At 41.9% G+C, this 22,615-nt stretch carries 22 protein-coding genes and 1 tRNA gene; 5 read left to right on the top strand and 18 right to left on the bottom strand.

Annotated features, from left to right (window positions below; all coding sequences use genetic code 11):
• The first annotated feature begins 429 nt into the window (after positions 1-429).
• Both MNV_RS13825 and pheT read left to right on the top strand, forming a co-directional pair.
• Positions 430-753, top strand: a complete 324-nt coding sequence (locus MNV_RS13825) for a type II toxin-antitoxin system HicB family antitoxin (RefSeq protein WP_096206539.1) — start codon at positions 430-432, stop codon at positions 751-753.
• A gap of 105 nt (positions 754-858) precedes the next feature.
• Positions 859-2,457: a phenylalanine--tRNA ligase subunit beta gene (gene pheT, locus MNV_RS13830; protein WP_096206540.1), complete on the top strand. Its 1,599-nt coding sequence runs from the start codon at positions 859-861 to the stop codon at positions 2,455-2,457.
• A 63-nt stretch (positions 2,458-2,520) separates the two neighbouring features.
• On the opposite strand, the gene MNV_RS13835 is transcribed toward pheT, so the two are convergent.
• From MNV_RS13835 to MNV_RS13855, 5 genes are all read right to left on the bottom strand, one after another.
• Positions 2,521-3,771, bottom strand: a complete 1,251-nt coding sequence (locus MNV_RS13835; RefSeq protein WP_096206541.1) for a tetratricopeptide repeat protein — start codon at positions 3,769-3,771, stop codon at positions 2,521-2,523.
• A gap of 1 nt (position 3,772) precedes the next feature.
• Positions 3,773-5,026, bottom strand: a complete 1,254-nt coding sequence (locus tag MNV_RS13840) for a P-loop NTPase fold protein (RefSeq protein ID WP_096206542.1) — start codon at positions 5,024-5,026, stop codon at positions 3,773-3,775.
• A 104-nt stretch (positions 5,027-5,130) separates the two neighbouring features.
• On the bottom strand, positions 5,131-6,390 hold the full coding sequence (locus tag MNV_RS13845; protein ID WP_096206543.1) for a COG1361 S-layer family protein: 1,260 nt from the start codon (positions 6,388-6,390) through the stop codon (positions 5,131-5,133).
• A gap of 2 nt (positions 6,391-6,392) precedes the next feature.
• On the bottom strand, positions 6,393-7,541 hold the full coding sequence (locus MNV_RS13850) for an MMPL family transporter (protein WP_096206544.1): 1,149 nt from the start codon (positions 7,539-7,541) through the stop codon (positions 6,393-6,395).
• A 1-nt stretch (position 7,542) separates the two neighbouring features.
• On the bottom strand, positions 7,543-8,721 hold the full coding sequence (locus MNV_RS13855; protein ID WP_096206545.1) for an efflux RND transporter permease subunit: 1,179 nt from the start codon (positions 8,719-8,721) through the stop codon (positions 7,543-7,545).
• A gap of 143 nt (positions 8,722-8,864) precedes the next feature.
• On the opposite strand from MNV_RS13855, the gene MNV_RS13860 reads away from it, so the two are divergent.
• Both MNV_RS13860 and MNV_RS13865 read left to right on the top strand, forming a co-directional pair.
• Positions 8,865-9,710, top strand: coding sequence for a TrmB family transcriptional regulator (locus MNV_RS13860; protein ID WP_096206546.1), 846 nt, complete (start codon positions 8,865-8,867; stop codon positions 9,708-9,710).
• 70 nt (positions 9,711-9,780) lie between these two features.
• Positions 9,781-10,407 (top strand): helix-turn-helix domain-containing protein, encoded by a 627-nt coding sequence (locus MNV_RS13865; RefSeq protein WP_179293996.1) that lies wholly within the window; start codon positions 9,781-9,783, stop codon positions 10,405-10,407.
• Between the two features lie 20 nt (positions 10,408-10,427).
• Here the strand turns inward: MNV_RS13865 and MNV_RS13870 are convergent, their stop codons facing one another.
• Genes MNV_RS13870 through MNV_RS13900 form a run of 7 tightly spaced genes read right to left on the bottom strand, consistent with a single transcriptional unit; the run spans position 10,428 to position 17,067 of the window.
• A complete protein-coding gene (locus MNV_RS13870; RefSeq protein WP_096206548.1) occupies positions 10,428-11,096 on the bottom strand; it encodes an ABC transporter ATP-binding protein in 669 nt (222 codons plus the stop codon).
• Position 11,097: 1 nt separating this feature from the next.
• On the bottom strand, positions 11,098-12,255 hold the full coding sequence (locus MNV_RS13875) for an ABC transporter permease (RefSeq protein ID WP_096206549.1): 1,158 nt from the start codon (positions 12,253-12,255) through the stop codon (positions 11,098-11,100).
• Position 12,256: 1 nt separating this feature from the next.
• Entirely contained in the window at positions 12,257-13,432 is a 1,176-nt protein-coding gene (locus tag MNV_RS13880) for an ABC transporter permease (RefSeq protein WP_096206550.1), read from the bottom strand.
• A gap of 3 nt (positions 13,433-13,435) precedes the next feature.
• Complete coding sequence (locus MNV_RS13885; protein ID WP_096206551.1) at positions 13,436-14,320, bottom strand: hypothetical protein; 885 nt, start codon at positions 14,318-14,320, stop codon at positions 13,436-13,438.
• Positions 14,313-15,812 carry a B12-binding domain-containing radical SAM protein gene (locus MNV_RS13890; protein WP_096206552.1) on the bottom strand — a complete coding sequence of 500 codons (1,500 nt, stop codon included), beginning with the start codon at positions 15,810-15,812 and terminating at the stop codon, positions 14,313-14,315. Before MNV_RS13890 ends, MNV_RS13885 begins: the two co-directional genes overlap by 8 nt.
• A 12-nt stretch (positions 15,813-15,824) precedes the next feature.
• Positions 15,825-16,181, bottom strand: a complete 357-nt coding sequence (locus MNV_RS13895) for a hypothetical protein (RefSeq protein WP_143311798.1) — start codon at positions 16,179-16,181, stop codon at positions 15,825-15,827.
• Complete coding sequence (locus MNV_RS13900) at positions 16,159-17,067, bottom strand: ArsA family ATPase (RefSeq protein ID WP_096206554.1); 909 nt, start codon at positions 17,065-17,067, stop codon at positions 16,159-16,161. The genes MNV_RS13895 and MNV_RS13900 overlap by 23 nt, the downstream gene beginning before the upstream one ends.
• An 88-nt stretch (positions 17,068-17,155) precedes the next feature.
• Here MNV_RS13900 and MNV_RS13905 point away from each other — a divergent pair, with 88 nt between their 5' ends.
• On the top strand, positions 17,156-17,803 hold the full coding sequence (locus MNV_RS13905) for a helix-turn-helix domain-containing protein (RefSeq protein WP_096206555.1): 648 nt from the start codon (positions 17,156-17,158) through the stop codon (positions 17,801-17,803).
• A gap of 9 nt (positions 17,804-17,812) precedes the next feature.
• Here the strand turns inward: MNV_RS13905 and MNV_RS13910 are convergent, their stop codons facing one another.
• The 6 genes from MNV_RS13910 to MNV_RS19815 form a co-directional block, all read right to left on the bottom strand.
• Positions 17,813-19,078, bottom strand: a complete 1,266-nt coding sequence (locus MNV_RS13910; protein WP_096206556.1) for a prenyltransferase/squalene oxidase repeat-containing protein — start codon at positions 19,076-19,078, stop codon at positions 17,813-17,815.
• A gap of 17 nt (positions 19,079-19,095) precedes the next feature.
• The gene (locus tag MNV_RS13915) at positions 19,096-19,539 is read right to left on the bottom strand and encodes a glycine cleavage system protein H (RefSeq protein WP_096206557.1); all 444 of its coding nucleotides are present in this window, start codon (positions 19,537-19,539) and stop codon (positions 19,096-19,098) included.
• A gap of 10 nt (positions 19,540-19,549) precedes the next feature.
• Positions 19,550-20,863 (bottom strand): DUF116 domain-containing protein, encoded by a 1,314-nt coding sequence (locus tag MNV_RS13920; RefSeq protein ID WP_096206558.1) that lies wholly within the window; start codon positions 20,861-20,863, stop codon positions 19,550-19,552.
• Complete coding sequence (locus MNV_RS13925; protein WP_218838031.1) at positions 20,863-21,555, bottom strand: MIP/aquaporin family protein; 693 nt, start codon at positions 21,553-21,555, stop codon at positions 20,863-20,865. Before MNV_RS13925 ends, MNV_RS13920 begins: the two co-directional genes overlap by 1 nt.
• The gene (locus MNV_RS13930) at positions 21,530-22,108 is read right to left on the bottom strand and encodes a putative zinc-binding protein (RefSeq protein WP_143311800.1); all 579 of its coding nucleotides are present in this window, start codon (positions 22,106-22,108) and stop codon (positions 21,530-21,532) included. The genes MNV_RS13925 and MNV_RS13930 overlap by 26 nt, the downstream gene beginning before the upstream one ends.
• Before the next feature lie 325 nt (positions 22,109-22,433).
• A tRNA-Cys gene (locus tag MNV_RS19815) sits at positions 22,434-22,505 on the bottom strand.
• Positions 22,506-22,615 lie beyond the last annotated feature (110 nt).

Below are 22,615 nucleotides of genomic sequence, written 5' to 3' on the forward strand. Positions count from 1 at the left end.
GGTAATGGTCTTTCGGCTACATCCGAGAACAGCAGAAATATAAACAGTTCCACCATGACCAAGCTTCAAAGCTTCAATCGCAGCGTACCGTCTTTTATCTTTTTCAGAAAGCGTATCATAGAATTTTTTCATCTCTTGTTCTACAGATACGTCATAGGGTATCATGCCTGATATTTCGGACGAACAGACTAATATCACTTTTGTTAAAGTTCACCATGCAGAAATGAGAATGTTATTTAATCATCAATCCTAAGCTTGCAAGAAAGGCAGAAATTCAGGGAATAGAAGTCAGAGGAAGCCCAGACATTTTACTTAAGCTTTTGAGAAAAAGTATTATTAATAAGGTACAATATAATCAATTTATAATTGGACTCTATGAAAAGAAAAGGATATCAGAAGCTAATATGATTGGATATTTGGAGAAATAACATGAACACTGAAGTTGTCAGAATAAATACAACGTTGACAAAAGACCTATTGAGAGAACTGGATTCTTATGCAGAAGAACACCAGGAAGATAGGTCTACTGCCATACGTCAACTTCTCTTTGCGGCATTAAAAGAAATATCAAAAAATAAAATTATCAACGACTACAAGAATAATAAGATTACACTGAGGCAGGTGGCAGAAAAGCTTGGGGTCGCATACTGGGAAGCAATGGATATCCTAGTCGAAGCAGGTGTGCCTGTCCAAAATTTGACTAAAGAAGAGATTCAAAACCGCAAGCAAAAGATAGAAAGGGACACATTTTGATTTAAAAGATAATGTATAACAATCCTAAGGTGATGATGCCTAACAACCTTATCCAAGAAAAAGGAATAATTAATATATTTTCCGCTCATTTTTGCACCGATTAAAATGCCTGTCATTACACTATATTACGATGACCTTGAAGAACTCTCAGGGATCGATAAAGAAACCGTCATCCAGCGTATCCCGATGATGGGATGCGATATCGAGCGTATCGAGGAAGACCACGTGGATATCGAATTCTTCCCGAACAGACCCGATCTTTACAGCACCGAGGGCGTTGCGCGCGCACTCAAAGGATTCCTTGATATCGAGACCGGGATACGGGAGTTTAAAGTCACACCTTCGGATATCAAGATAACAAAGGACGCGGAAATTGAAAAAATCCGCCCATACCTTGCCTGCGCCGTAGTTCGCGGGATGAGGTTCAATTCCCGCAGCATCGAGTCCCTTATGGCGCTTCAGGAATCACTCCACTGGGCTGTAGGCAGGAACAGGAGAAAAGTTTCCATAGGTGTGCATGACCTCAGGATGATAAAGCCGCCTTTTAAGTATGTTGCAAAGCAGCCGAATTTCAGGTTCGTACCTCTTGATTTCACAGAACCGATGACAATGAGGGAAATACTTGAAAAACATCCGAAGGGTATAAAATTTGCACATATTCTTGAAAAATTTGATAAATATCCGCTTATTATTGATTCTGAAAATAACGTGTTATCATTCCCACCCATAATCAACGGAGAACTTACAAGGGTTACAGAAGAAACAACCGACCTGTTCATCGAAGTGACAGGTCTTGACCCTGCCGTATCTACTGCCCTTAACATCGTGGCGGCGGCGCTTGCAGAGCGCGGAGGAAGGATAGAATCTGTTGCAATTGACAGCACGACCCGGACACCAAAACTTGAACCATTACCCATGAAACTAAAAAGCAGCGAGATCGAAGAGCTTCTTGGTCTTGAACTGAAAAATGAAGAGGTCATCCAATGCCTTGAAAAAATGAGATACGGAGCGAGAGCTTCGGGAAGTACCATAGAAGTATCAGTTCCCGCTTACCGCGCAGATATCCTGCATAACTGGGACCTGATAGAAGATATCGCCATCGGCTACGGCTTTGATAAGATCAAAACCGAACTCCCGCCCACTTCCACCATCGGGAACGCCCACCCTATCTCCAAAATCCGGGAATCCATCCGCGAGATAATGGTAGGGCTGGGTTATTTTGAAGTAATGCCATTCACGCTCACCAATGAGCGCATCCAGTTCGATACGATGCGCCGGGAAAAGGCGAAGGGTATCACCCATATCCTGTATCCCATAAGCGAAGACCATACAATCGTGCGCCCCACCATCCTGCCGAACCTGCTTGAGATATTATCGATTAACCAGCACCGCGAACTCCCGCAGCGGATATTTGAGGTGGGCGAGGTCGTGCTTGACTGCAAGACCGGGCAGCGGCTCGGCGCCGTCGCCATCCACCCGCAGGCTAATTTCACAGAAATACAGGCTGTTGTGGATGCTGTGCTGAGGGAGAGACATATTGAGTATGAGGTAGCGGAATCAGATGACCCCGCATTTATAGAAGGCAGGCGCGCGGATATTATGATCAAAGGCGAGGGAGCCGGGGTGCTCGGAGAGATTCACCCTGAGGTTATCTCGAACTTCGGGCTGGAGCATCCGATTATCGGGTTTGAGCTGAAGCTATAATCGTAAGAGTTGTTTCGATACAAAAAGGTGATATAGGAACAAGTATAAACTCGTAGAAGAACGCTACGTGCTCATTTCTTCTATCTGGGCTTTTGCTTTTCGGACTTCACTTTGAAGTCCGATTTTTTCAAATATATCAAGAGCTTTTTGTGTATATTCGATTGCTTCTTCTTTTTTGTCAATCTGTGAATAAAGTAAACCAATTTGTGCAAAATTGTATGCTATCCCACGCTGGTCGCCGAGTTTTTTCTTAATCTCCGCAGACTTTTTGTACTTTTCAAGAGCTTTTTCAAACTCACCCCTATCCTGATGAATTATTGCTATCTGATGAAGTGCATATGCTTTCCCGAGCTGGTCGCCGAGTTTTTCATTTATTTCCAGTGATTGGTTGTACATCTCAAGAGCTTTTTCAAACTCACCCTTGACATAATGAATATTTCCGATCTGATGAAGTACGTATGCTATCCCGAGTTGGTCGCCGAGTTTTTCATTTATTTCCAGTGATTGGTTGTACATCTCAAGAGCTTTTTCAAACTCACCCCTATCCTGGTGAACCATTGCTATCTGATGAAGTATTGAAGCTATCCCGAGCTGGTCGCCGAGTCTTTCGGCTAATTCCAGTGATTGGCTGTACTTCATAAGAGCTTCATCGTACTCTCCCCTAAAATAATGAATCATGCCTAATTTAAAATACCAATCTGCAAATTTATAGTTATCAACAATATTTTTCTTTTTGTATTCTTCTAGTAGCTCTGAATACCTTTTATATCGCTCTTTTAATTCATCAATTGTTAGATTTTCTAACCCGCTTTCGGTGATCCTTTCTGTTTTTTCTAAAGGTTCAGATATTTTTTCCATCTTGAACTCAAACACAGTAGTCCGCCAGCTCCAGAAATCCGGCGCTTCGATTGCAATTTTGCTTAATGTTGCTTCATTTGACCAGATGATAACCGGCTGGTTAATAGCAGAAAATTCATCCCGCATTATATTCAGTTTTGTTAAAAATGCAGATTTACCAGATGGGGTAACAGCTTTTGAAGCTTTTTCAATGCCGTAAACAAAAATTGCTACTTTATTTTTTATTAGTGAGATTTTCTTTCTAATTTCATTAACTAAATCGTTGGAACCTTCATCTAATTGTATAATTATTATATTTATATTAAGGGAGCGAAGCCTTTTTTCTAATTCATTGTATAATTCTTTTCTTAAAATCGGCTCATTACAAAGCACAAACGCAATAGCTCCCTCTTTTGAAAGAGTTATTAAAGTAACCAGTTCGTCCAATTTGCTTAACTGTTCTTGATTAAGTTCCATTTTAGCTTCTAATTAACCCCTTTTCAGATAATAGTGATTTTACAATTGGATTTACATCGCACCAATCAGTATCGTTTCTATATTCCAGAACACTTAAATTATGTAACAATCTTACAAGCCCTTCATCTCTCTTTAATTCTTTAGATTTATAAATCTCCCCCAGTATTCTATAATCATCCTCGCTTATTTGCCCTCTGTATAGGTTCTTCATATCATTTACAACTGTAATTGCAATTTCTTTGTCTATCTTTTTCTTTCCCTTGGTTATCGCTCTGATAGAAGAATCCCGTATAATTCTGATTAATTCTCTTACTACCCCACCGCTCATATTTATAATATATTCCAGGGCATCTTTTTCAATAAGATCCAGCGGTGCCCGTCTACTTATTACTTCTTCCAAAACTTTTACGCCGTTACTGTAAGGATTTTGAGCTTTATCCAGAATTTTAATATTAGGATGCATGCAAACTTTATCAAAATTTATTACTATCTGGCTGAATTTTTCAGAATTTTTTAGCGCTATTGGGAAGGTGTAGATTATTTTTCCCAGCGGCTGAACTAACTGGGTTCCATGATTATAAAAAATCTCAATGGCTTTACTGGGGTCAGTTTTCTCAAGATTATCAATAACTATCAATACCTGTTTGCCTGTTGTTTTTTCAATCTCAGCAATCACATCATTAATAATGTTTATAAGCTCCGAAACTTTGGGCTCGATTCTGCTACGAATCTCCGTTCTTGAACTTGTTTCAGTTTTGATTTTCCCCATTAAAGTCAAGAAAGGTATGGATATTTTCGCTGCAATTCCACCGCTTTCTGTCTCTTCATCAACTTCTATTTTCTCAATTGAGCTGCCCCATGTCATAATACGTTTTGAGAGAGCTTCATTCAAAGTCAGACCTTCTCCATCTATTTTGTCCAGCATTTTTGATAGCATTGAGAGAAGCACATCCGTGTAAGATATGTCATTTATATCCATAATATCAAATGCCGAATAATGAACGATAAAAAATTCACCCCCTAATTTTGAAATTAATCTGTGAAGCGCTGTGGTTTTTCCAGAACCTCTATGCCCTGTGAATAATATTTTAATCGGTTCTCTGGTTTTTAAACTTAACTCTAATCTTGTCTTTAATTCATCAATATTTGATTCACTATGTTCAATTTCAACATAGTATTTTCGAAAAAATTCGGTGCCAAAAGTTGTCTTAGGGTCAAATAAATAATAAACATCTTCCAATGAAGGTCCAGGCAATTAAATCAGCTCTACCATAAAATTGTAAATTCAACGTATTAATCTTTTGTAAGGTTCTGGTAAATGTCTTGCTCTTCATGGAAGAAAAAGTATTATTTGAAGAACTACAAACCCTTCTTCCTTTCGTTCTTCATATAATACGCAGCTCCGACCGCGCCCAGTAAAACCACTGCTCCGGCCAGCAAACCCACGGACTCTAAGGGCGAACCTGCATCAGCAGCAACTGTTAATGGTACAGTCCGCCTGAATATCAACACGTTCTCTTTCTGGTCGATGCCTCTTAATTCCACGTCAAGCAGGTACTTCTTTGCCGGCGCAGTATCATCTATTTTCATCCTGATTACGGCGTCGCCGCTTTCGCCGGATTCAAGTTTTCCGATGAAATCGGACTTCTCGCTGAACTCAAACGGCTGTGACGAATCTTTGAACACGCGTAAAGAGACCGATTGAGCCTTCTCATTACCTGCATTCCTGACTTTTATAAGGATATCGGCATTACTTCCCGGCACGATATTTTCCGGGGTAGCTGCAACAGATTCCACTACAAGGCGCGGGGCGGGCTTGATGGGAAGCGCCAGGTCAAGCGTCTTTGTCCTGTACTGGTTATTCTCGTCATTCTCATCCCTGTATGTGATGTTGAGTTTTGCATCGTGCTCGCCTTCTGACACGTTCTCATCGATATCAACATAGAACGTAGCTTCTTTACTGCCACCTTTTTCGATTATGCCAAGACTGTCCTCGTCCGAATAACTGTAACTTGGCTTAAAGCCTTCAGGAAGCAGCAGTTTGACTTTTACATTCTCAGCATTGCCTTTCCCGATATTATCTATGTTAACCGACAGCTTTGCCTCATCCGTGTCCGCTATCAGTCTCTCAGGGGATGTCACAAGTGCCCCGACCACGAAGTCAGGCTTTTTGGGGTCGATATATACGGGGAACTCTTTCTTTGTCCATCCTTCCCCTGTCGTCCATCCGAGCGTTACATTATATGTCCCCTTGAGTGCGTTATCCGCTACCCTGAGCTTATAATGCAGGACATAATAAACCAGGTTATCATTTGTCCCCGCTGATGTCCCGATGTACTTATCCGGGGTATCGCCTGCCTCAAATAAGAATGGATAGCCTGCTTCAAGACGGAACCTGAGATTTTCTGTCGTTCCCCCTACGGTGTTCACTATCTGCCATCTTAGATCGATGTATTTTCCCGCTTCAGCCGGGTCCGGGTCCTGGTACATGAAATTCATCTGTACCTTACTTCCTGTGCCCCCTGCGATGGGAGCCCCCAGAGTTGGACCGATCATTGTTGACAAAACTACTATCAGCATGCCTATAAAGGTGATATCTGGAATTAATCTGCTTTTCATGTTCATACCTCCAATCTACTCAATAAATTTTTAAACATAGTTTTCAAATCGATTTTGTCAAATATTACAATAAGCGCAGGAACGATGGTTATAGCTGCAAGCATGCTTGCCACGACACCATAGCCCATCATGGTCCCCATATCGGCTAAAAATGTCAGCTTGCCCAGCGACATTGCCCCGAATCCTATCAGGCTCGCAAGTGTTGTGGTCGACATCGGGATTATGACGTTATTCAGCGAGACCGCCATCGCTTCTTCCGGGGATTTGCCGGGAAGCTCAAGCCTGTACCTTGTGACGACCTGTATCCCGAAATCTATACCTATGCCCATAATCATGGACAGAACGCCCGATGTCTGGGATGTCATTCCCATCCCGATAAACCCGACATAACCCATTGCCCATATGCTTCCGAAAATAATTGTGGTCATAGGCGTAAACCCGTATTTGATCGAGCGGAAAACAAGCAATATAATCGCAAGGATTCCGATAAGCGAGTAAAGAGACGTTTTCGCCATATCGGGACCAATGGTTTTTTCCATTACTCTGCTTTCCATCACGCTTCCGCCAAGACTTGTTTTTATTCCCGGAGGTTTTGGTACCTGCGTAATGATTTTATCAAGTTCAAGCTCAAGGTTCTCAAGGTCAACGTCATCGGTCGTTTTTATCCTGACCAGCGCCAGGGCATAGTCTTTACTGATATAGCTATCAAGCAGCCCGTTTTTATAAGTAAGCTCCTGTATATCCCTCCGGGATTGTGGAATCCTGCCATCATTGATGCTTTTTAAGACCGATGCCGGGCTTGTGACCTCCAGCACGTCCTGTGTATGAAGCGCAAGGTCAGAGAGCTGGTTCATGTACAGTATAACCCTTGGGTCCCTGACATCCGAGACCTCATCTGACCCTGTGTACCGGGGTTCCCTCTCTATGACAAGATGCACGATGTTCGTGCTTCCGAACTCATCCTCTACTGCGAAAAGGGTACTAATAGCCCCTACATCCTGCGGAAGAAAGTCTTTTTGCTCAGTCTTTTTCGTCTGGATGGTACCAGCCATCTGGATCGCGAATATCGTGATAAGAACTACAACCACCAGTACTATAAAGGGGCGGTGCGTAACAAAACTTGAATATCTTTCAATGAATTTGCCGATCATATTATCTGCCCTTCAGAATATGTTCTTCCTTTTTTGCAGTTAGCTTCTCAAGCTTTCTATGTGTCCTGCTATACTCATAGTCCTCTTCCAGCAGTATCAGCACCGGGTTAGCAAAAAGTGCGGCAAGGAGGCAGTAGGCTATCCCCAGCGCAAGTGTCTGGCCGAAGTGCTGTATCATGGGCATGGAAGTGAACGACAGCACTCCGAAACCCACGATAGTTGTGAGTCCTGAGCCGATAACGGCGGTGCCTATCCCGTGTACCGTGGTCTTCATCGATTCAAGCTGGCTGACCTTCTTGTCTCTCTCTTCTTTGTATCTGCTTACCACGAACACACCGTACTCCACTCCAAGCCCCATGATCATAGAACTGAGACCTACCGTAGCCACGGATAGCGGTATCCCGAGCCAGCCAAGGGTACCCATGGTCCATATAAGCCCGAGGATGAGCGGGATAAACACGAGCAGTCCCTGCGTATAAGACCGCTGCATTGCGAAAAGTAAAAGCAGTATAAGGACTGAGGCAACTACGAGGGTAAAAGCTGCATCTCTTTTCAGCAGATCGAAAATGGTCATCCTCAGGGTTGGCGCACCCGTAATGCTGAATATTACGCCCGGTGGTTTCGGGGTATAATCGATCTGCTGCTGGATAAGCTTGTTGAAGCTCTGTACTTTATCTTCACCAGAGCCTATATCCGCTGTAATGTACATGAGCGCCATCCTGTAATCACGGCTGAAAAATGCGTCTGCCTGGGGGCTGCGCAGGGTACTGGTCATTTCCTCAGGCGAGACTGTTTTATTGCCCCTGAAAAAACTTGCAGGCGAAGCGATGCTGGTCACACCACCTTCACCTTTCAGGTTCTCATCGAGGAACATGAGGGATCTTATCACTTCAGGGTCCCGGATATCCCGGACAGCGCTTTTTGAATCCACGGATTCATCAAGCTGTACGGCTATCACCACGGTATCAGCACCCCCGAACTTGTCAGATATCCGGTCGTTGAGTTTGTATATAGGCATCTCTGTAGGCATTTCTTTCCTGATATCCGAGTTAATGGTCAGGTCTTTAAGACCTATACCGAGCACTACTGTTATGAGAATAACTAAAACCGCAAGTATCCTTGTATGCTTTCTCTGTATCCCGGCAAGCTTTTTAAGGTTTGTTTCGAGGAAATCAGCCATAAATCCCTTGGATCATTTTAATCAGGGTTCAGTTCCAACCCCCCCTATTCTTTCCTTACCTATATTTAAAGTGTTCCAATGTAAACAACTCTGGAGTGGTTTAATTCAAAAGTTTTAAATATGAGGGAGAAAAATTAACCAGTGTGATTGAAAAACTACGAAAATTAGGGCTCACTGGCTATGAGGCGCAGGCATTTGTTGCTTTGCTTAAGCTTGGCGATGCGGAAGCAAATGAGATAGCTAACAGGGCAAAGATACCGATCGGCAGGATATATAACGTGCTTTCAAATCTTGAAGACCTGCGCTTAATACGAGCACAGGACACGCGACCGAGGCGATACGAATGTGTGGAGCCTTCAACTGCTCTTGAGAGGCTTCTAAGAAACAAGCAAGAAGAGCTTAAACATGCCTGTGAAGAAGTGGAGATGCTGACTAATGACCTTGCATCAGAACTATCAGGAGTCAGAGCCAGGAAACCTGGTAAAACATTCTGGACCGTCGCGATAGGGGACCAATCACAGGAGCTTGTGCAGGAGTGCATACTGGGGGCCAGAAAGGAAATATTGTTCTTTCTGGCTTCACAGCCGTGTTCAGAGAGGATAAAAAACAAGTTGAAGTTCGAAAAATTACCTGAAATTATAAATGCAATTTCCGAAGCACTTGAAAAAGGGACGGATGTTAAAGTCATTCTTAGCAAAGAAGTGGATTTCAGCGAGCTTGAGGATTCTTCGAATATTAAAAAACTGTTGATGCACATGGGGAATGAATTCAATTGCAGGCTTGCCGCCATACCTGCAACACCTTTCCACATAATAGACAGGGAAAATGTCCTGCTCCAGATGCTGAATCCGTTAGCTCCGAATGAGCTTTTTGCTGTGGTTAATGTAAGGGACACGAAGCTTGCGGAGGAACTTAGAGAGAAGTTCTTTGCCATATGGGAAAAAGCAGAGGTATATTCTGAGAGGAAAATAAAATCCGCAGTCAAGTAGTTATTTACAGAATATAGCACAGCGTGCCTTTTATATAGGGTTAAAATGATTAAATATTTTTATGTGGAAGATGACGATTAGTATAGATGATTCGGTTCATGGCTACTGTTGTCTGCCCTTCTTGAACAATATGGTTAGGAGATTTGAGATAATTTCAATATTTAATCTTACGCCTTCATTATTTACCGAAATTTGTGAAATTACTTTCCAGGATAGCGTTCATATAGAAGACTGGATCAGGGAAAACGATTTCATTGAACTGCATGTAATAAGACAGGTCGGTCAGAAATATACCTGCTTTATTAAAGGTAAAATAATCATGGATGAGATTTCAGCTTTTATTGAAAATTTTGAAATTAAAATAGAATTTCCAGTAATCGTTGAACAGCGTAATTGCCGATTTAGCCTTATAGGTAAACGTGAAGAATTATACAATATTATAAAAAAATTCAAAAAGGGATGGAAAATTGAAGTTCTGTCTTTTGAAAAATATGACCCCGCTAATAAGAATATGCTGGATTCACTCACTGCAATGCAAAAAGAAGTGCTCAAACAGGCATACTTAAGCGGATATTTCAGTTATCCCAGAAAAATAAACCCTCAAAAACTTGCGGATAAAATGGGGATAAAGAAGGCAACTTTGCTTGAACATCTGCGTAAAGCCGAGAATAAGATATTGCATCGGATTATTGAATAGACTTACATTAATGGTGTTTTTCATAGAGCTTCTATTTTTCCATCCCTGAAGTGTATAATCCTGTCAGCCATCCTGCCAATCTCGGGGCTGTGCGTTACCATCACAATCGTCTGTCCCCGCTCCACGTTCAGTTTCCTGAAAAGCTCTATGATTTCTAAAGAAGATTTAGTGTCCAGGTTGCCCGTCGGTTCATCAGCCAGGAGCATTTTCGGATCATTGGCAAGGCTTCTTGCAATAGTAACGCGCTGCTGCTGCCCGCCGGATAATTCCGACGGGAGGTGGCGCAGCCGGTCGCCAAGACCAACAAGACCGAGCAGTTCCCTCGCTCGGTCCTTATAACCGGATTGCTTATTTAGCATCATAGGGAACATCACATTCTCAACTGCCGTGAGCTCATTAAAGAGATTAAAGAACTGGAATACGAAGCCAATGTGCTTTAACCTGTACTCTGCTCTCGTGTTGCCACTCATTTTTGTTACATCGTTGCCATCTATGTATATTTCCCCGGAAGTAGGGGTATCAAGCATGCCGACCAGGTTGAGAAAAGTTGATTTCCCGCCGCCTGACGGACCCATGATGGCAACAAATTCACCATGCTCTATGGAAGTATCCACACCGTTAAGTGCTTTAACCTCGACTTTGCCTGGCATGTAGCTCTTTTTAAGATTATCTGTTCTGATCATTTCCATTTCAATTACCCCAGATTGCTTTTATTATATTCATCCTGCCGGCGATAAGTGCAGGATATACAGCAGCAAATAGTACGGTGAGCATGGTTACCAGTGAGGCATCGTAGAGGAGATACGTATAAAATCTTGGAGCCATAGAACCCAGCGTAGGCTCAGGAAAAGGGTGGGCTTCCAGATATATTGTACCTGCATATCCCAGTGCATCCCCTATCAGAATACCTATTGCCCCGAGAAACACAGCCTCAAGAATATATACAGATAATACCTGCAAATCCTTCATTCCCATAGCTTTCAATATGCCTATCTGCCTTCTCTTGTGCAAAATATTTATATACAGTATCACACCCACGGACACTGCGCTGGTAAATAACCCGACTGCATTTATTATGGCAAAGATTTCCTTAAAAGTTTCAAGTGAACTTACTACGGATTCGATCTCCTGCTTCCACTCTTTGACTTTTTGCATTTCAAGTTCTTCGGATATTTTATTTTTATATTGCCCTGAAAGGACTTCATCTGAAAGTTTAATAAGAATCACCGAGGCTTTATTATTCAGGTTAAGCTGTTCCGCACCACTATCAAAATTAATTATTACTGTATTCGCGTCCATCGCCATGCCTGTGTGAAGTATCCCCCTGGTTGTGAATACCCTGGTTTTCCCTTTTTCAAATAATATATTCACCTCATCACCGGGTTTTATCTTTAGTTCATCAGCCAGCCGGTAAGATACCAGGATCCCATCCCTGTCATTGGCAGCAAGCGTTTCACCGGAATCAACTTTACTTAGCAGGATAGTAACTTTGTTTTCTTTTGATGGATCAAGTGCTAAAATTCTTACAGACCTGGATTTCTCCTTATATGATAAAGCACCGCCTGCCGTAAGTCTCGGAGAATAAGCAACCACCCCGTCTATAGTCTCAAGTTTTTGTTCCTTTATACCCAGACCATCTATGTATATCTCTTTCTCGTTTGGATAGACATTAATGTGCCCTGACGATGTTTCCATTGTTTTTTCCAGGAAATCATTTGTCACACCATCCATAAACCCGTTCAGGATAATGATATTTGCAGTCGATATGGCAATCGCTATAATAATGAAAATAAATGTTTTCCTGTTTTTTTCTGCATCTTTTCTTGCATAAAAGAATACGGCTGACATACTACGTACCCCATATGGATTTAATGATATCTACCCTGCTAGCCTTGATAGCCGGATATACTCCTGCAAGTATTGTTACTGCAAAAGATACGATAGTTGCCTTGTAGAACAGGTAATATTCGAACCTTGCACCTATCCAGGTCTGCATAATAGCGTCATAAAGAGGGTGTTCTTCCAGGTACCTAATCGCAAAATATCCAAGACCATCCCCGATGGATACGCCGATAACGCCAAAAAGCACTGCCTCCATTAAAAATACAGTAAAAATGAAATCATCTTTCGCGCCTATGGCTTTCATTATTCCGATTTGCCTGTTTTTGTGGATTACATTTATATATATTATAATCCCGACCGAAATCGCCGCTGCCACTAATCCCACAGCAGATATAATGCTGGAAAAACCTTGCCAGGCTCCGGCAAAACTTAATAGATACTCTATCTCTTTCTTCCATGTTTTTACATTACTTACTCCGAGAGATTGCATTATCACCGGCATGTATGCGTCAGCCAGTTCCTTATCTGAGAGCTTAACGAGGATAACTGAAGCGCTGTTATCAAAAGCGAGCTGTTGATTTGCTTCATTGAGGGATATGATAATGGTCGAACTGTCAAAATCCGCAGCCCCGGTGCGAATAATCCCTTTAACATTGTAGACTTTAACTTTCCCGTTCTCAAAGGCAAGTTCCGCCTCATCCCCGACGTCCAGTTTTAGATCTTCTGCGAGCCGGTAAGAAACCAGGATAGCGTTTTTATCATTGGAATTTATAGCCAAACCCTTTATAATTTTATCAAGAAGTTTCGTCGTTCTCCTCTCTTTATCAGGGTCAAGAGCCAGTATTGCTATGGATGCGGATAGCTCTTCGTTGGATAAAACCCCGCTTGCTGAGATCCTTGGGGAATATGCCTCCACCTTCTCCATTGTAGCTAATTTCTGTTCCTTTACCCCGATACCCTCTATAAACCGCTCGTTGTCAGCGGGATAAATATTTAAATGGCCTGAGGACGATTCGATCGTGTTGTCAACCAGATCTTTAATCATTCCGTCCGTAAGCCCATTGATAATAATGATATTTGCAGTTGCGAAAATTATAGATAATGTAATGAATATGAAAATCTTTTTGTTTTTAAAGATGTCTTTTCTTGAATAGAAAAGGGCTGAGCGTAAGTCAACAGGCACTCCTTAGCCCCTCCGTTTGTATATTAAAACAAGAGCAAGTATTGCAAGAACCGGTATGATCACGGTAAAGCCCGGAGTACTGTAACTACTGTCTCCTGATTTGCCTGATTGGTTCGTGGCTTCGGGTGTCTTTGCACTTGTTCTCTTATCAACAGTAAAAATCTTATCGTAGTTGACAGTGAGATCTTTTCCGTTTAATGATACTGAGACGATATACGTACCTTCGCCCAGATTACCGGTCCACAGGATGTTTATGGTTTTCTCCTTGTCGTTTGACATGATAGACGGGGCGGCGATTTCCCTGGTTTCCACAATCTTGCCGCCCTGTTTCAGGGTAAAAATGATTTTAGCGTCCAGGGGAACCATGGACATGCTTTTAATTGTAGCACTTGCACCTATTCCGTCCCCGTACACTTCGGTTATTTCAGCATCGTTCCTGGCTGTGAAATTCGAGCTTGTAGTAAGGTAATATTCTGGTTTTCCTTCCCTGTACAGGTACACCTTTGCCATTCCGGTGTAGTTCTTGCCCCCTTCCAGAGCCACATTCCCCTGGTGATTAAGGATTATATTTCCTTCGCTACCTACTGATAATGGGATTTGTTCAACTCTTTTGGAATAAACAACCTGCCCTTGCGCCATCAGGATATATTCTATATCAGCAAGGAACGGTTTGAAACTAGTCTCTGCATGCCTCTCATATGTCCTTAAGATAAGCTTGAAACCGTTGGAATTTACTCCGAACCCGTCTACGTAGATTTTTGAAAATCCCGACATTCCGCTATCCTCATTAAAAAAATTCTCTTTTTCAATGGAACTATCTATTGACGCATCTACGGTTGAGGCGGTCAACATGATCAAGGCAAGGACTGTTATGATGTGTTTAAACATAAGATACCTCTAATTTATTTCTAGCGTGTAAATTTTTTATCACATGGTTTAAATATAATTTAAAGCCTCTATTGCTTATCGTATTTTGCACCATTTTCAGCGTATCGGTTCCAGCATCTTTATAATACGAGAAAAAGAATGATTCCCAATGCTTAAAGTTATAATCCCAGCATGCCTTGAACAATTCAATCTGGCTTGAACTCATTGAATCAAGTGTGTACGACGTTTCATCAGGTGAAGTGGCTACGAAAAAAACAGGCATTATGAGCCCTTTAATATCTTTGACACTTTCAATGAACTCAAGATTGTATGATACATCCTTTTCAGACTCGCCGGGAAGACCAATAATAATAGAACCGATAGGGAACCAGTGGGCATCATTCATTTTGCCCATTGATTCCTTCAGGGCACCAGCCCATTCATTCGGTGTGAATGGTTTAATCTTTCCTTTAATATGAGCTTCTACTAAGGGAGGACTCAATGTTTCAATACCTATGTTGGCCCAGGACCATCCTGATTTTTTGCTAACAGTCATGAGATTATGCAGGTTTTCAAGATAATCTGCGGAAACCTGGGACAGGAAGGTTACTGATGTATGATAAACTTCAAAACGGTCTATGTCTAACCGGGAAATCGACTCGAAAAGATCTAAAACTTTCCCGGAATCTACGTTTAATCCTTTTGCTCCGTATCGCAAAAAGTCCTCGGCAGCAAGGGATATATTCCTTTGTCCGTTTTCCGAATTAACCTTGATTTCCTTTAGTATTTTATCTTTTGGGAAATGTATTATTGGCACAGATCTAATTGTGCAAAAAGAGCAACCTCTCCCGCAACCTCTTGATATTTCTACAACTCCTATAAGGGTAGGGTTAATATAAGGCGGGACGTCTTCTGAAATTTCCCCATGCACAATTCTTGGAACTTCTTTCTTATCGAGGATGAGTTTAAATATTTCCGGAACCACCTTTTCCCCCGGACCTACAACGAGGTTCCGGATATTGTATTTATCAAGATATTCCGGGAATTGCTCTAGCTGCCATGCACCCGGACCCCCTGCACAGATGCTTGGTTTAAATGTCTGTAGTGACTTATTTAATAAAATTTTACTGAAACTTAACTCAGTGTATGGAACCCCGCCGAATACTTCCCGCATTGCAGATGTGTTTGCAGCCTTCCCCAGCGGATCCCCGCTTGAGATTGCTACTATTCTGGTGTTATCCCCGATAACCTTGCTAATGTCTTGTGGATTGGTGATTATTATATCATTCTCATCAAAACCGCTGTTTAAAAGAACAGTCTCTATCATTCTCAAACCGGCAGGTGCATAAACAACACCGTTGCTTTTACTTTTAATCGGAGGCGATAATAGTGAATAATATATATATTCAGGAATTTTATTAGTGAAAATCGCGGTAAATGCTCCTTCCAGCACTGTCTTATAGTGTCCCATCATTGCACGATCAGCGGTAAGTACGATTTTGTGCGACTCCATAGTTTTATTCACTTATCCTTTTACAGCGCTGAGTATTTGTTTTTTCAACTCGTTTTCGTTAATCTCGCCCAATGATATGATTTTGCCGTCCATAACAATGACCGGGAATGACTCAATTATTACAGGTAACCCGTGCTTTTCAACTTTGTTCCATACATCGGGGCGCTGTTCCTGCACCATCTTTATCAGGATATCCTGGGTTGTTAACGGATCAACTTCCTTAAATACCGCGCCTGCTTCCTTGCATAAATCTTTTAGCGTCTTGGAATAATTCCTGTTTGCAAGCCATTTTGTTGCTGCACAGCAACTGGGTATCTGAAATAGTACTACTGTGTGCTCCATAACATTACCCATAGAGAATTTTTCCAATTTTCCTCATGTTATCAATCCCCGTAATATCAGTTTCAAAGAGGGGCACCTCTTTTTTGTGTAAGCCATTAAATCTCTTATCTATGATGCCCAGGTATTTGTCTTGAGTCGATCTTCGTTTCTCTAAAAACCAGTTCCCTTCCAGGACTTCTTTTGGTATTATTTCATTTATTACTAAAGCCTGGACTTTGATATTTAGCTGACTTAAGTTCTCTATTGCCCTAGCAGTTTCTTCAATAGGTAAGTTCTCGGCAAGCAATACCAGGGAAAATAAAGTACTCTGTGTGTCGGCTAACGTTTTTATTGCAGTCTCATATTTTTTTTGTTCGTTCTTCAGGCTTTCCATTGTATTTCCTTCTCCCTTGATACCCAATACTTTGCTCAGCTCACTTCTGTTTTTAAGCTGGTTTGAAATATAATTAGCCCAATCAAAAGGCATTGCCAGTTCCCTGAGCGTATGACCTGTTGGAGCAGTATCAAATACAACAACGTCATTTTCGTCTGCATTCAGGTATTTTACGAACTGATCGAAGGCTGCCATTTCTTCGGCACAGGGTGTATTCATCACTTCCTTCCCGAACATGCCTGTGATTTGCTCCACCACCTCATTCAGCCTTGCCTGGAAAACGCCGGATGCCTTCTTAGGATTTATATTAAGTCCGCAGAGATTTTTAATTTCTTTTATTTTTGTTACCTCGGTTTCTCCGATCTCCTGTTCAAAAATTGCGGATAAGCTCACTGTAGGGTCTGTTGCCACTATTAATGTATCATATCCATGGTCAGCCAGCCAGACCGCAGTTGAAGAAGCCATTGTTGTCTTCCCAACGCCGCCTTTCCCGCCAAAGAAAAGGAACTTCTTGTTATTTATCAAGTCTCGCATTGTCATGATATCACTATCATGCAGCTAAGAAAGAAAGGTTTTTACCCCTACATGTAGGATTATATTTATAAGGCTGGCAGATAAGTGAGATTCTATGAGGAAAATGACAGCACGTGTCTCTGGCAGCATATTTCAATGCTGTGTTCCTTTAGCCAGCATGGTTGATCGTCTTGAAGTTATTTCAATTTTCAACTTTACATCCACTACTCACACTGAAGTTTGCAATATTACGCTCAAGGATGGAATAAGCATAGAAAACCTAAAGAGCGATTTTATCACCGATTTAATCGTCATAGGGAATGAGGGCAGGAACTATACCTGCCTGACGAAAGGAAATATCTCTGATGAGATTTCCAGGTTTATAGGACGATTTGACCTCAAACTGGAGTACCCGATTATTTTTGACGGGAATACATGTCAGTTTGGGGTTATAGGTTCACCTGAAGAATTAAATAATATCCTTAAAACCGCCAGAGAAATCGGGTGGGGATTTGAAATACTGTCGCTACAAAAATATAATCCTCTGGACTTGAATGCCTTTAGCAAACTAACCAAAAAGCAAAAAGAAATATTGCTGCAGGCATATGATAACGGTTATTTTGATCATCCAAGGAAAATTAATGCAGAACAGCTTGCCAGGAAGATTGGGATTCATAAGACGACTCTCCTGGATCATCTGCATAAAGCAGAGAGACAGCTCATCAGGAATATAATCGGAGAAAAAAAAATAAACAGATTTTGAGAGTGTACCTTACGTTTTTAGGACTTTGAATTTCTTCTGCTCATCTTTATTATCGATTCTCCTATGTAAGATTCTCCTATGTAATTCACTATATTTGCCCAACGCTTCTAACGAAAAGGCCGTAGTGAAATCTTCTGAGCCAATATAAACCGGCCAAATCCCACCTGTACTGACACCAATTTCTGCCCAACCACCATCATTTCTCTGGGTGCTCATTATATACTCGATAGCATTGTCTAATGCTTTACCTTTATATCCTGTGTTTAATAAAGAAACGGCCGCCAGGCTTGTATTAATTTCATTCCCCCAGCTTCCATCCGGTTTTTGTGTACTCAAAAGATATCTTCTTATAACCGGCATTGAAGGCTCTAAATCCTTCACATGCCCATCGGCATAAGCCCTTGTGAACATGTAGAGCTGGATGTATGGATCATTATAATATATCGTAGGATCGGTGAAAGAATTATTAGCTATATAACTATTTAGATAGCCGCTTACTTCAGGCGCCTGTTTTCCATCAAGGGAGAGAGCATATAGCATATTTGCATTTACTACAATATCTATATCATTTTGTTTATAGTAAAAATAAAGCGGGTCTGATTTATTCAGCCATTTTTCTTCATTCATCCAGGTATAAAACAAACCATCAGGGGCTCTGAAGTTAAGCGCGTACTCCATGCCATCATCTTCAACAGGTATTCCGTTTTCTCTTAAAGAGGCAAAAGCTACTGAGGTATCGTCCAGATCGGGCGGTATATAAGGATCAACTAACAGATACGAGTCAGGTGGTATAATGGGATTTTTCCCATAGAATCTCCATACTCCTGGGTCCTCTTTATTAGCCAGTAAGTACTCTACTAGTTTACTTTTTATTCCATCGGCTTCCGAATTCAAATCCACAAAATTAAGTGCATGAAGGATAAATGACGTATCGAAAACTAATGGTATGTACACACTGTTAGACATATCCGGGCTTTTTGAGATGTATGCAGGAAACCCGCCTGAAGGTAATTGCCGTTCTTTTAAGAAAGATATTGAATTTTCTATGCTTGTGTCTACTTCTTTAAGAAATCCATCACAGCGGTCACTATGCATATCATCTGTCAATTCACTGCATGATGATTGCATCTCCATCGAATTCTGTGAAGCAGTGGCACCATGCATACCAGCGGTTACGTAAGCAGAAAACCCCAGTATAAGGATTATTGTTGACCAATACCTCATGGATTTTCTTAAGGCGATTCGTTTATAATTTATTATTTTTTCTTTTATCATTTCGCTATCTCCAGTTGTTAATGTTTTTTCTCCATTTCATCAACTGCAACCTGAAGCACCTGCATGTACCTTTTCGGGCCAAGTAAATTGGCTGGGACAGACTGTTTGATCTTTACCAGCCAACCGTCATCTCCATAGGGATTTTTATTGAGGGGGGTCGGATCATCATAAAGTTCTTCATTGATTTCTATGATGCTTCCTTCTGTCGGAGATTTAATGTACATAACCGATTTGCTACCTTCGACAGAACCGAAAGCGCTCCCCCTGTTGACCAGATCGCCCACTTCGACATCGTAGGATATAAAGTAAATTTCTTTAACAAGCTTTAGGAAAAAATCTGAAACCCCTATCTTAAGGACCGCATCATTTTCAACCCCCCATAAATGGGATGTTGTGTACCCGAGCCATGCTGGTACCTTTACTTTATCTCTTCCGAATTCGTAAATCTGTTTATCTTCCATACGAATCCGCCTATTTTGGTTCAAGGAATATGGATTCTAAAGCCCTGTCCAGTTCAACTACAGTATTTTTACAGCCTGACTTCAGGAGTGGGACGCCTCTTGCGCTAATTCCGAATGCATCAAGTTTCGGTATTGATTTGTAAAGCGAATCTAAACACCCGATACCGAGGAAAGCTATCCCTCTCTTTTTTTCGGTTAGCAATTTGAGGACTACGGTTGAACCTTCTGCTACGAATACCGTATACCCTAACTTTTCTGATGCCTTTTTTAACGGGAATATATTACATTCCTTACTCCCGCATTCCGCACATACAAGTTTTACTCCCCCGCCCACGTCTTCGTATTTTCCTTTACAATGCACCTGGTCGCGAAGACAATGCGGTATTATTATTACACGGCGCTCATATGGGGTCTCTGTGAACTTTTGCTTTAGAGATTCGTTTTTTAACTCAACCACTGTAAAGCGGCGATAATCCTCTTTAATCCCCAGCTGGTTAAGAAATTCTTCAGCGAATATTTCCACATCTGCTTCTCCCAGCCGTCCTGCCGCATCGGGTGCTTTCTCCCTGATCAACATACGGGTCAATTCATCGGGTATGTCTTTATCAAATGAAATAGTCCCTGCGTTCTTAGCTGCATCTGCAACTTGCGGTGCGCTTCCCTGTTCAGGCATGATCTCCCGGGCGTTTTGTCCGGTTTTTTCTGCATTTTGTATCTCTTTACCGGCTATCCAGCCGTCGGAGGACTTTGGGAAAATAATTGCGCGGACAGGGCACAGACGGGCACATGCCGGACATTTATCTTTGCATTTATATGGATTTTTAACGATTACGCAGTCGTTATCATTCTCTTTTATCCCGAATACGCCATAGATGCAATAATCATAACAAGCCCCGCAGGCTTTTAGACCCAGACATCGTTCGTAATTAATAACCGGGAACCATTCATTAATTTTTTCTGATTTCCTGGGGAATACCATTTCAAGCTGGGAGATGACGTCCCGGGTTGTCGCTCCATGAAAGCTTATCGGGATAAAATTCCCGTTCAGGTTTTTTTTTTGCAGGATTTCTTCAAAAAGCCATCTCTGTGCTTTCGGATGGCAGGCCAATACGGCAAGTTTTTCGATGTCCCTGTCCAGCAGCCGGCTAAGGTAGTTTATGCCGATTTTACGGCTGCATAAACTGGGGTGCATTCCTATAAAAGAAACGTCCAGGTTATCCTGGACGTAGGTTACAACTTGATCTAAATCAAAATCCTTTACGTAACTGTTACCATTACACTGACAGATTATAAGACCCGTCTCCCTGTTTTTTGCGTCTGTCATCAGAGCACCCCCTTTGAAGAAATCTCTTTTTCAACAGATAATTCAATATTGTTTTCTTTGAAAAGTAATCTGTACAGGAATGCCGCAAGTATTGCGCCTCCCAGTGGAGCGATTAGATATATCCACTGGTTCGTGAACGTTGCGGAAACCAGAGCCGGTCCGAGAGACCTTGCCGGGTTCATCGATGCACCGCTAATCGGTCCGCCGAACATCGCATCCAGTCCTACGGCAGCCCCGATAGCCGCTGCAGACATACCGATGCCGTGCTTGTGCATGATTACGGCCATTATTACGAACATCAGGAAGAAAGTTAAAATGAATTCCAGTACAAAGGACTGCTGCCAGCCATATCTCGGCTGGGTCGCCCCCAGATTGCTGACTTTTCCAAAAAGAAAAAGCAATGTTATCGATGCCAGTATGCTTCCGAAAAGCTGGGATGCAATATAGGGCAGCGTCTTTTTAGGTTCGAATTTTCCTGTCAGTGCCAGTGCAACGGTAACTGCAGGATTCAAATGCGCACCCGACACATTCCCCAGGCAATAAATCAGGATTGCAACTGTGAACCCGAAAGTCAATGCAATGCCCATGCTGGTTATTTCTCCGGTCAAGGCATTGATAATTATGGCGCCGGTCCCGGCGAACACCAGCATGAATGTCCCTATGCACTCAGCGGCACAACACTTTCGCAACATATTTCTCCCCATCTTTAAGGTTAATTTCAGGCATGCTTTTCGGCTTATAAAACCCATCGTAGCAATCGTAATCAAGGGTCTTTTCTATCTCGGGGTCATGAGTTAAGCCGTGCATGTTTACTTTCTGTACTTTGAAGTTGTAATCAGGGTCATCAAGTATGCCTTTTGCAATAATAGCCACTCTTTCAGCTACGACACGTGCCAGCTCTTTGCCTGATTCTTCAAGTTCCTGTCGTGTATGCCCCGGGCTCAGCCTGGTTTCATGTATGATTTCCGGTACGTATACCCTTGCAGCCGGCTTTATCCCGCAAAAATGACATATATGGCTTCCACATTTTTCATTGCAACCGTCTATAACGATTGTCGGATACACTTCTGCCATATCGATATCTTCGATAACTCCCGAGATAAGCGCCGGTATACAAAGTAAAATTGTCTGGTCTGGAAGCAGCTCTTCATTTACAATGTATGCTGCCAACCGGGTCACTCCCGCCACGGTCTGGCCTATACCCATGCAAGGGGCTATAGTTACCCTCTCAATAGGCTCCTTCAAATTAATCACTCCTTTGTTTTTTAAAATCGATTGAAATGCCGGTATTGAAATACCTGGCACCAGCTTCTTTTTTTATTGCTTTTTTTATACTACTCCCTCCTAAGGATTATATCTACATCACCCTTTATCGTTTAGATTTTATGCCATACATATATGGTGTCTTTATAAGCAGGAGCCTGGTTTCCAAAATTTCTATTTCGCAAGCATATGGTTTTACAAAACGTTACTTCGGAAAATTTCACATAAGGTAGGCTCACCATGCCGCTGTTGATATGATAAAAAAGGACCGATAAATAAAGAATTCTTTTAAAAAGCTATGATAATAAGCCAGGGTCCGGACTCGAACCGGAATGGAATCGCTCTGCAGGCGATTGCGTAGCCGTTCCGCCACCCTGGCGTATGGGGGCTACATACACATTATAGATAATAAGGTTTTTGCAAAAGCATTATAGTTTTTCCTATCCTTCCATACTGCCCCATATCAGGACTGCAAAAAATAAAACCAGA

This window comes from Candidatus Methanoperedens nitratireducens (assembly GCF_900196725.1).
GTDB classification, from domain to species: domain Archaea; phylum Halobacteriota; class Methanosarcinia; order Methanosarcinales; family Methanoperedenaceae; genus Methanoperedens; species Methanoperedens nitroreducens_A.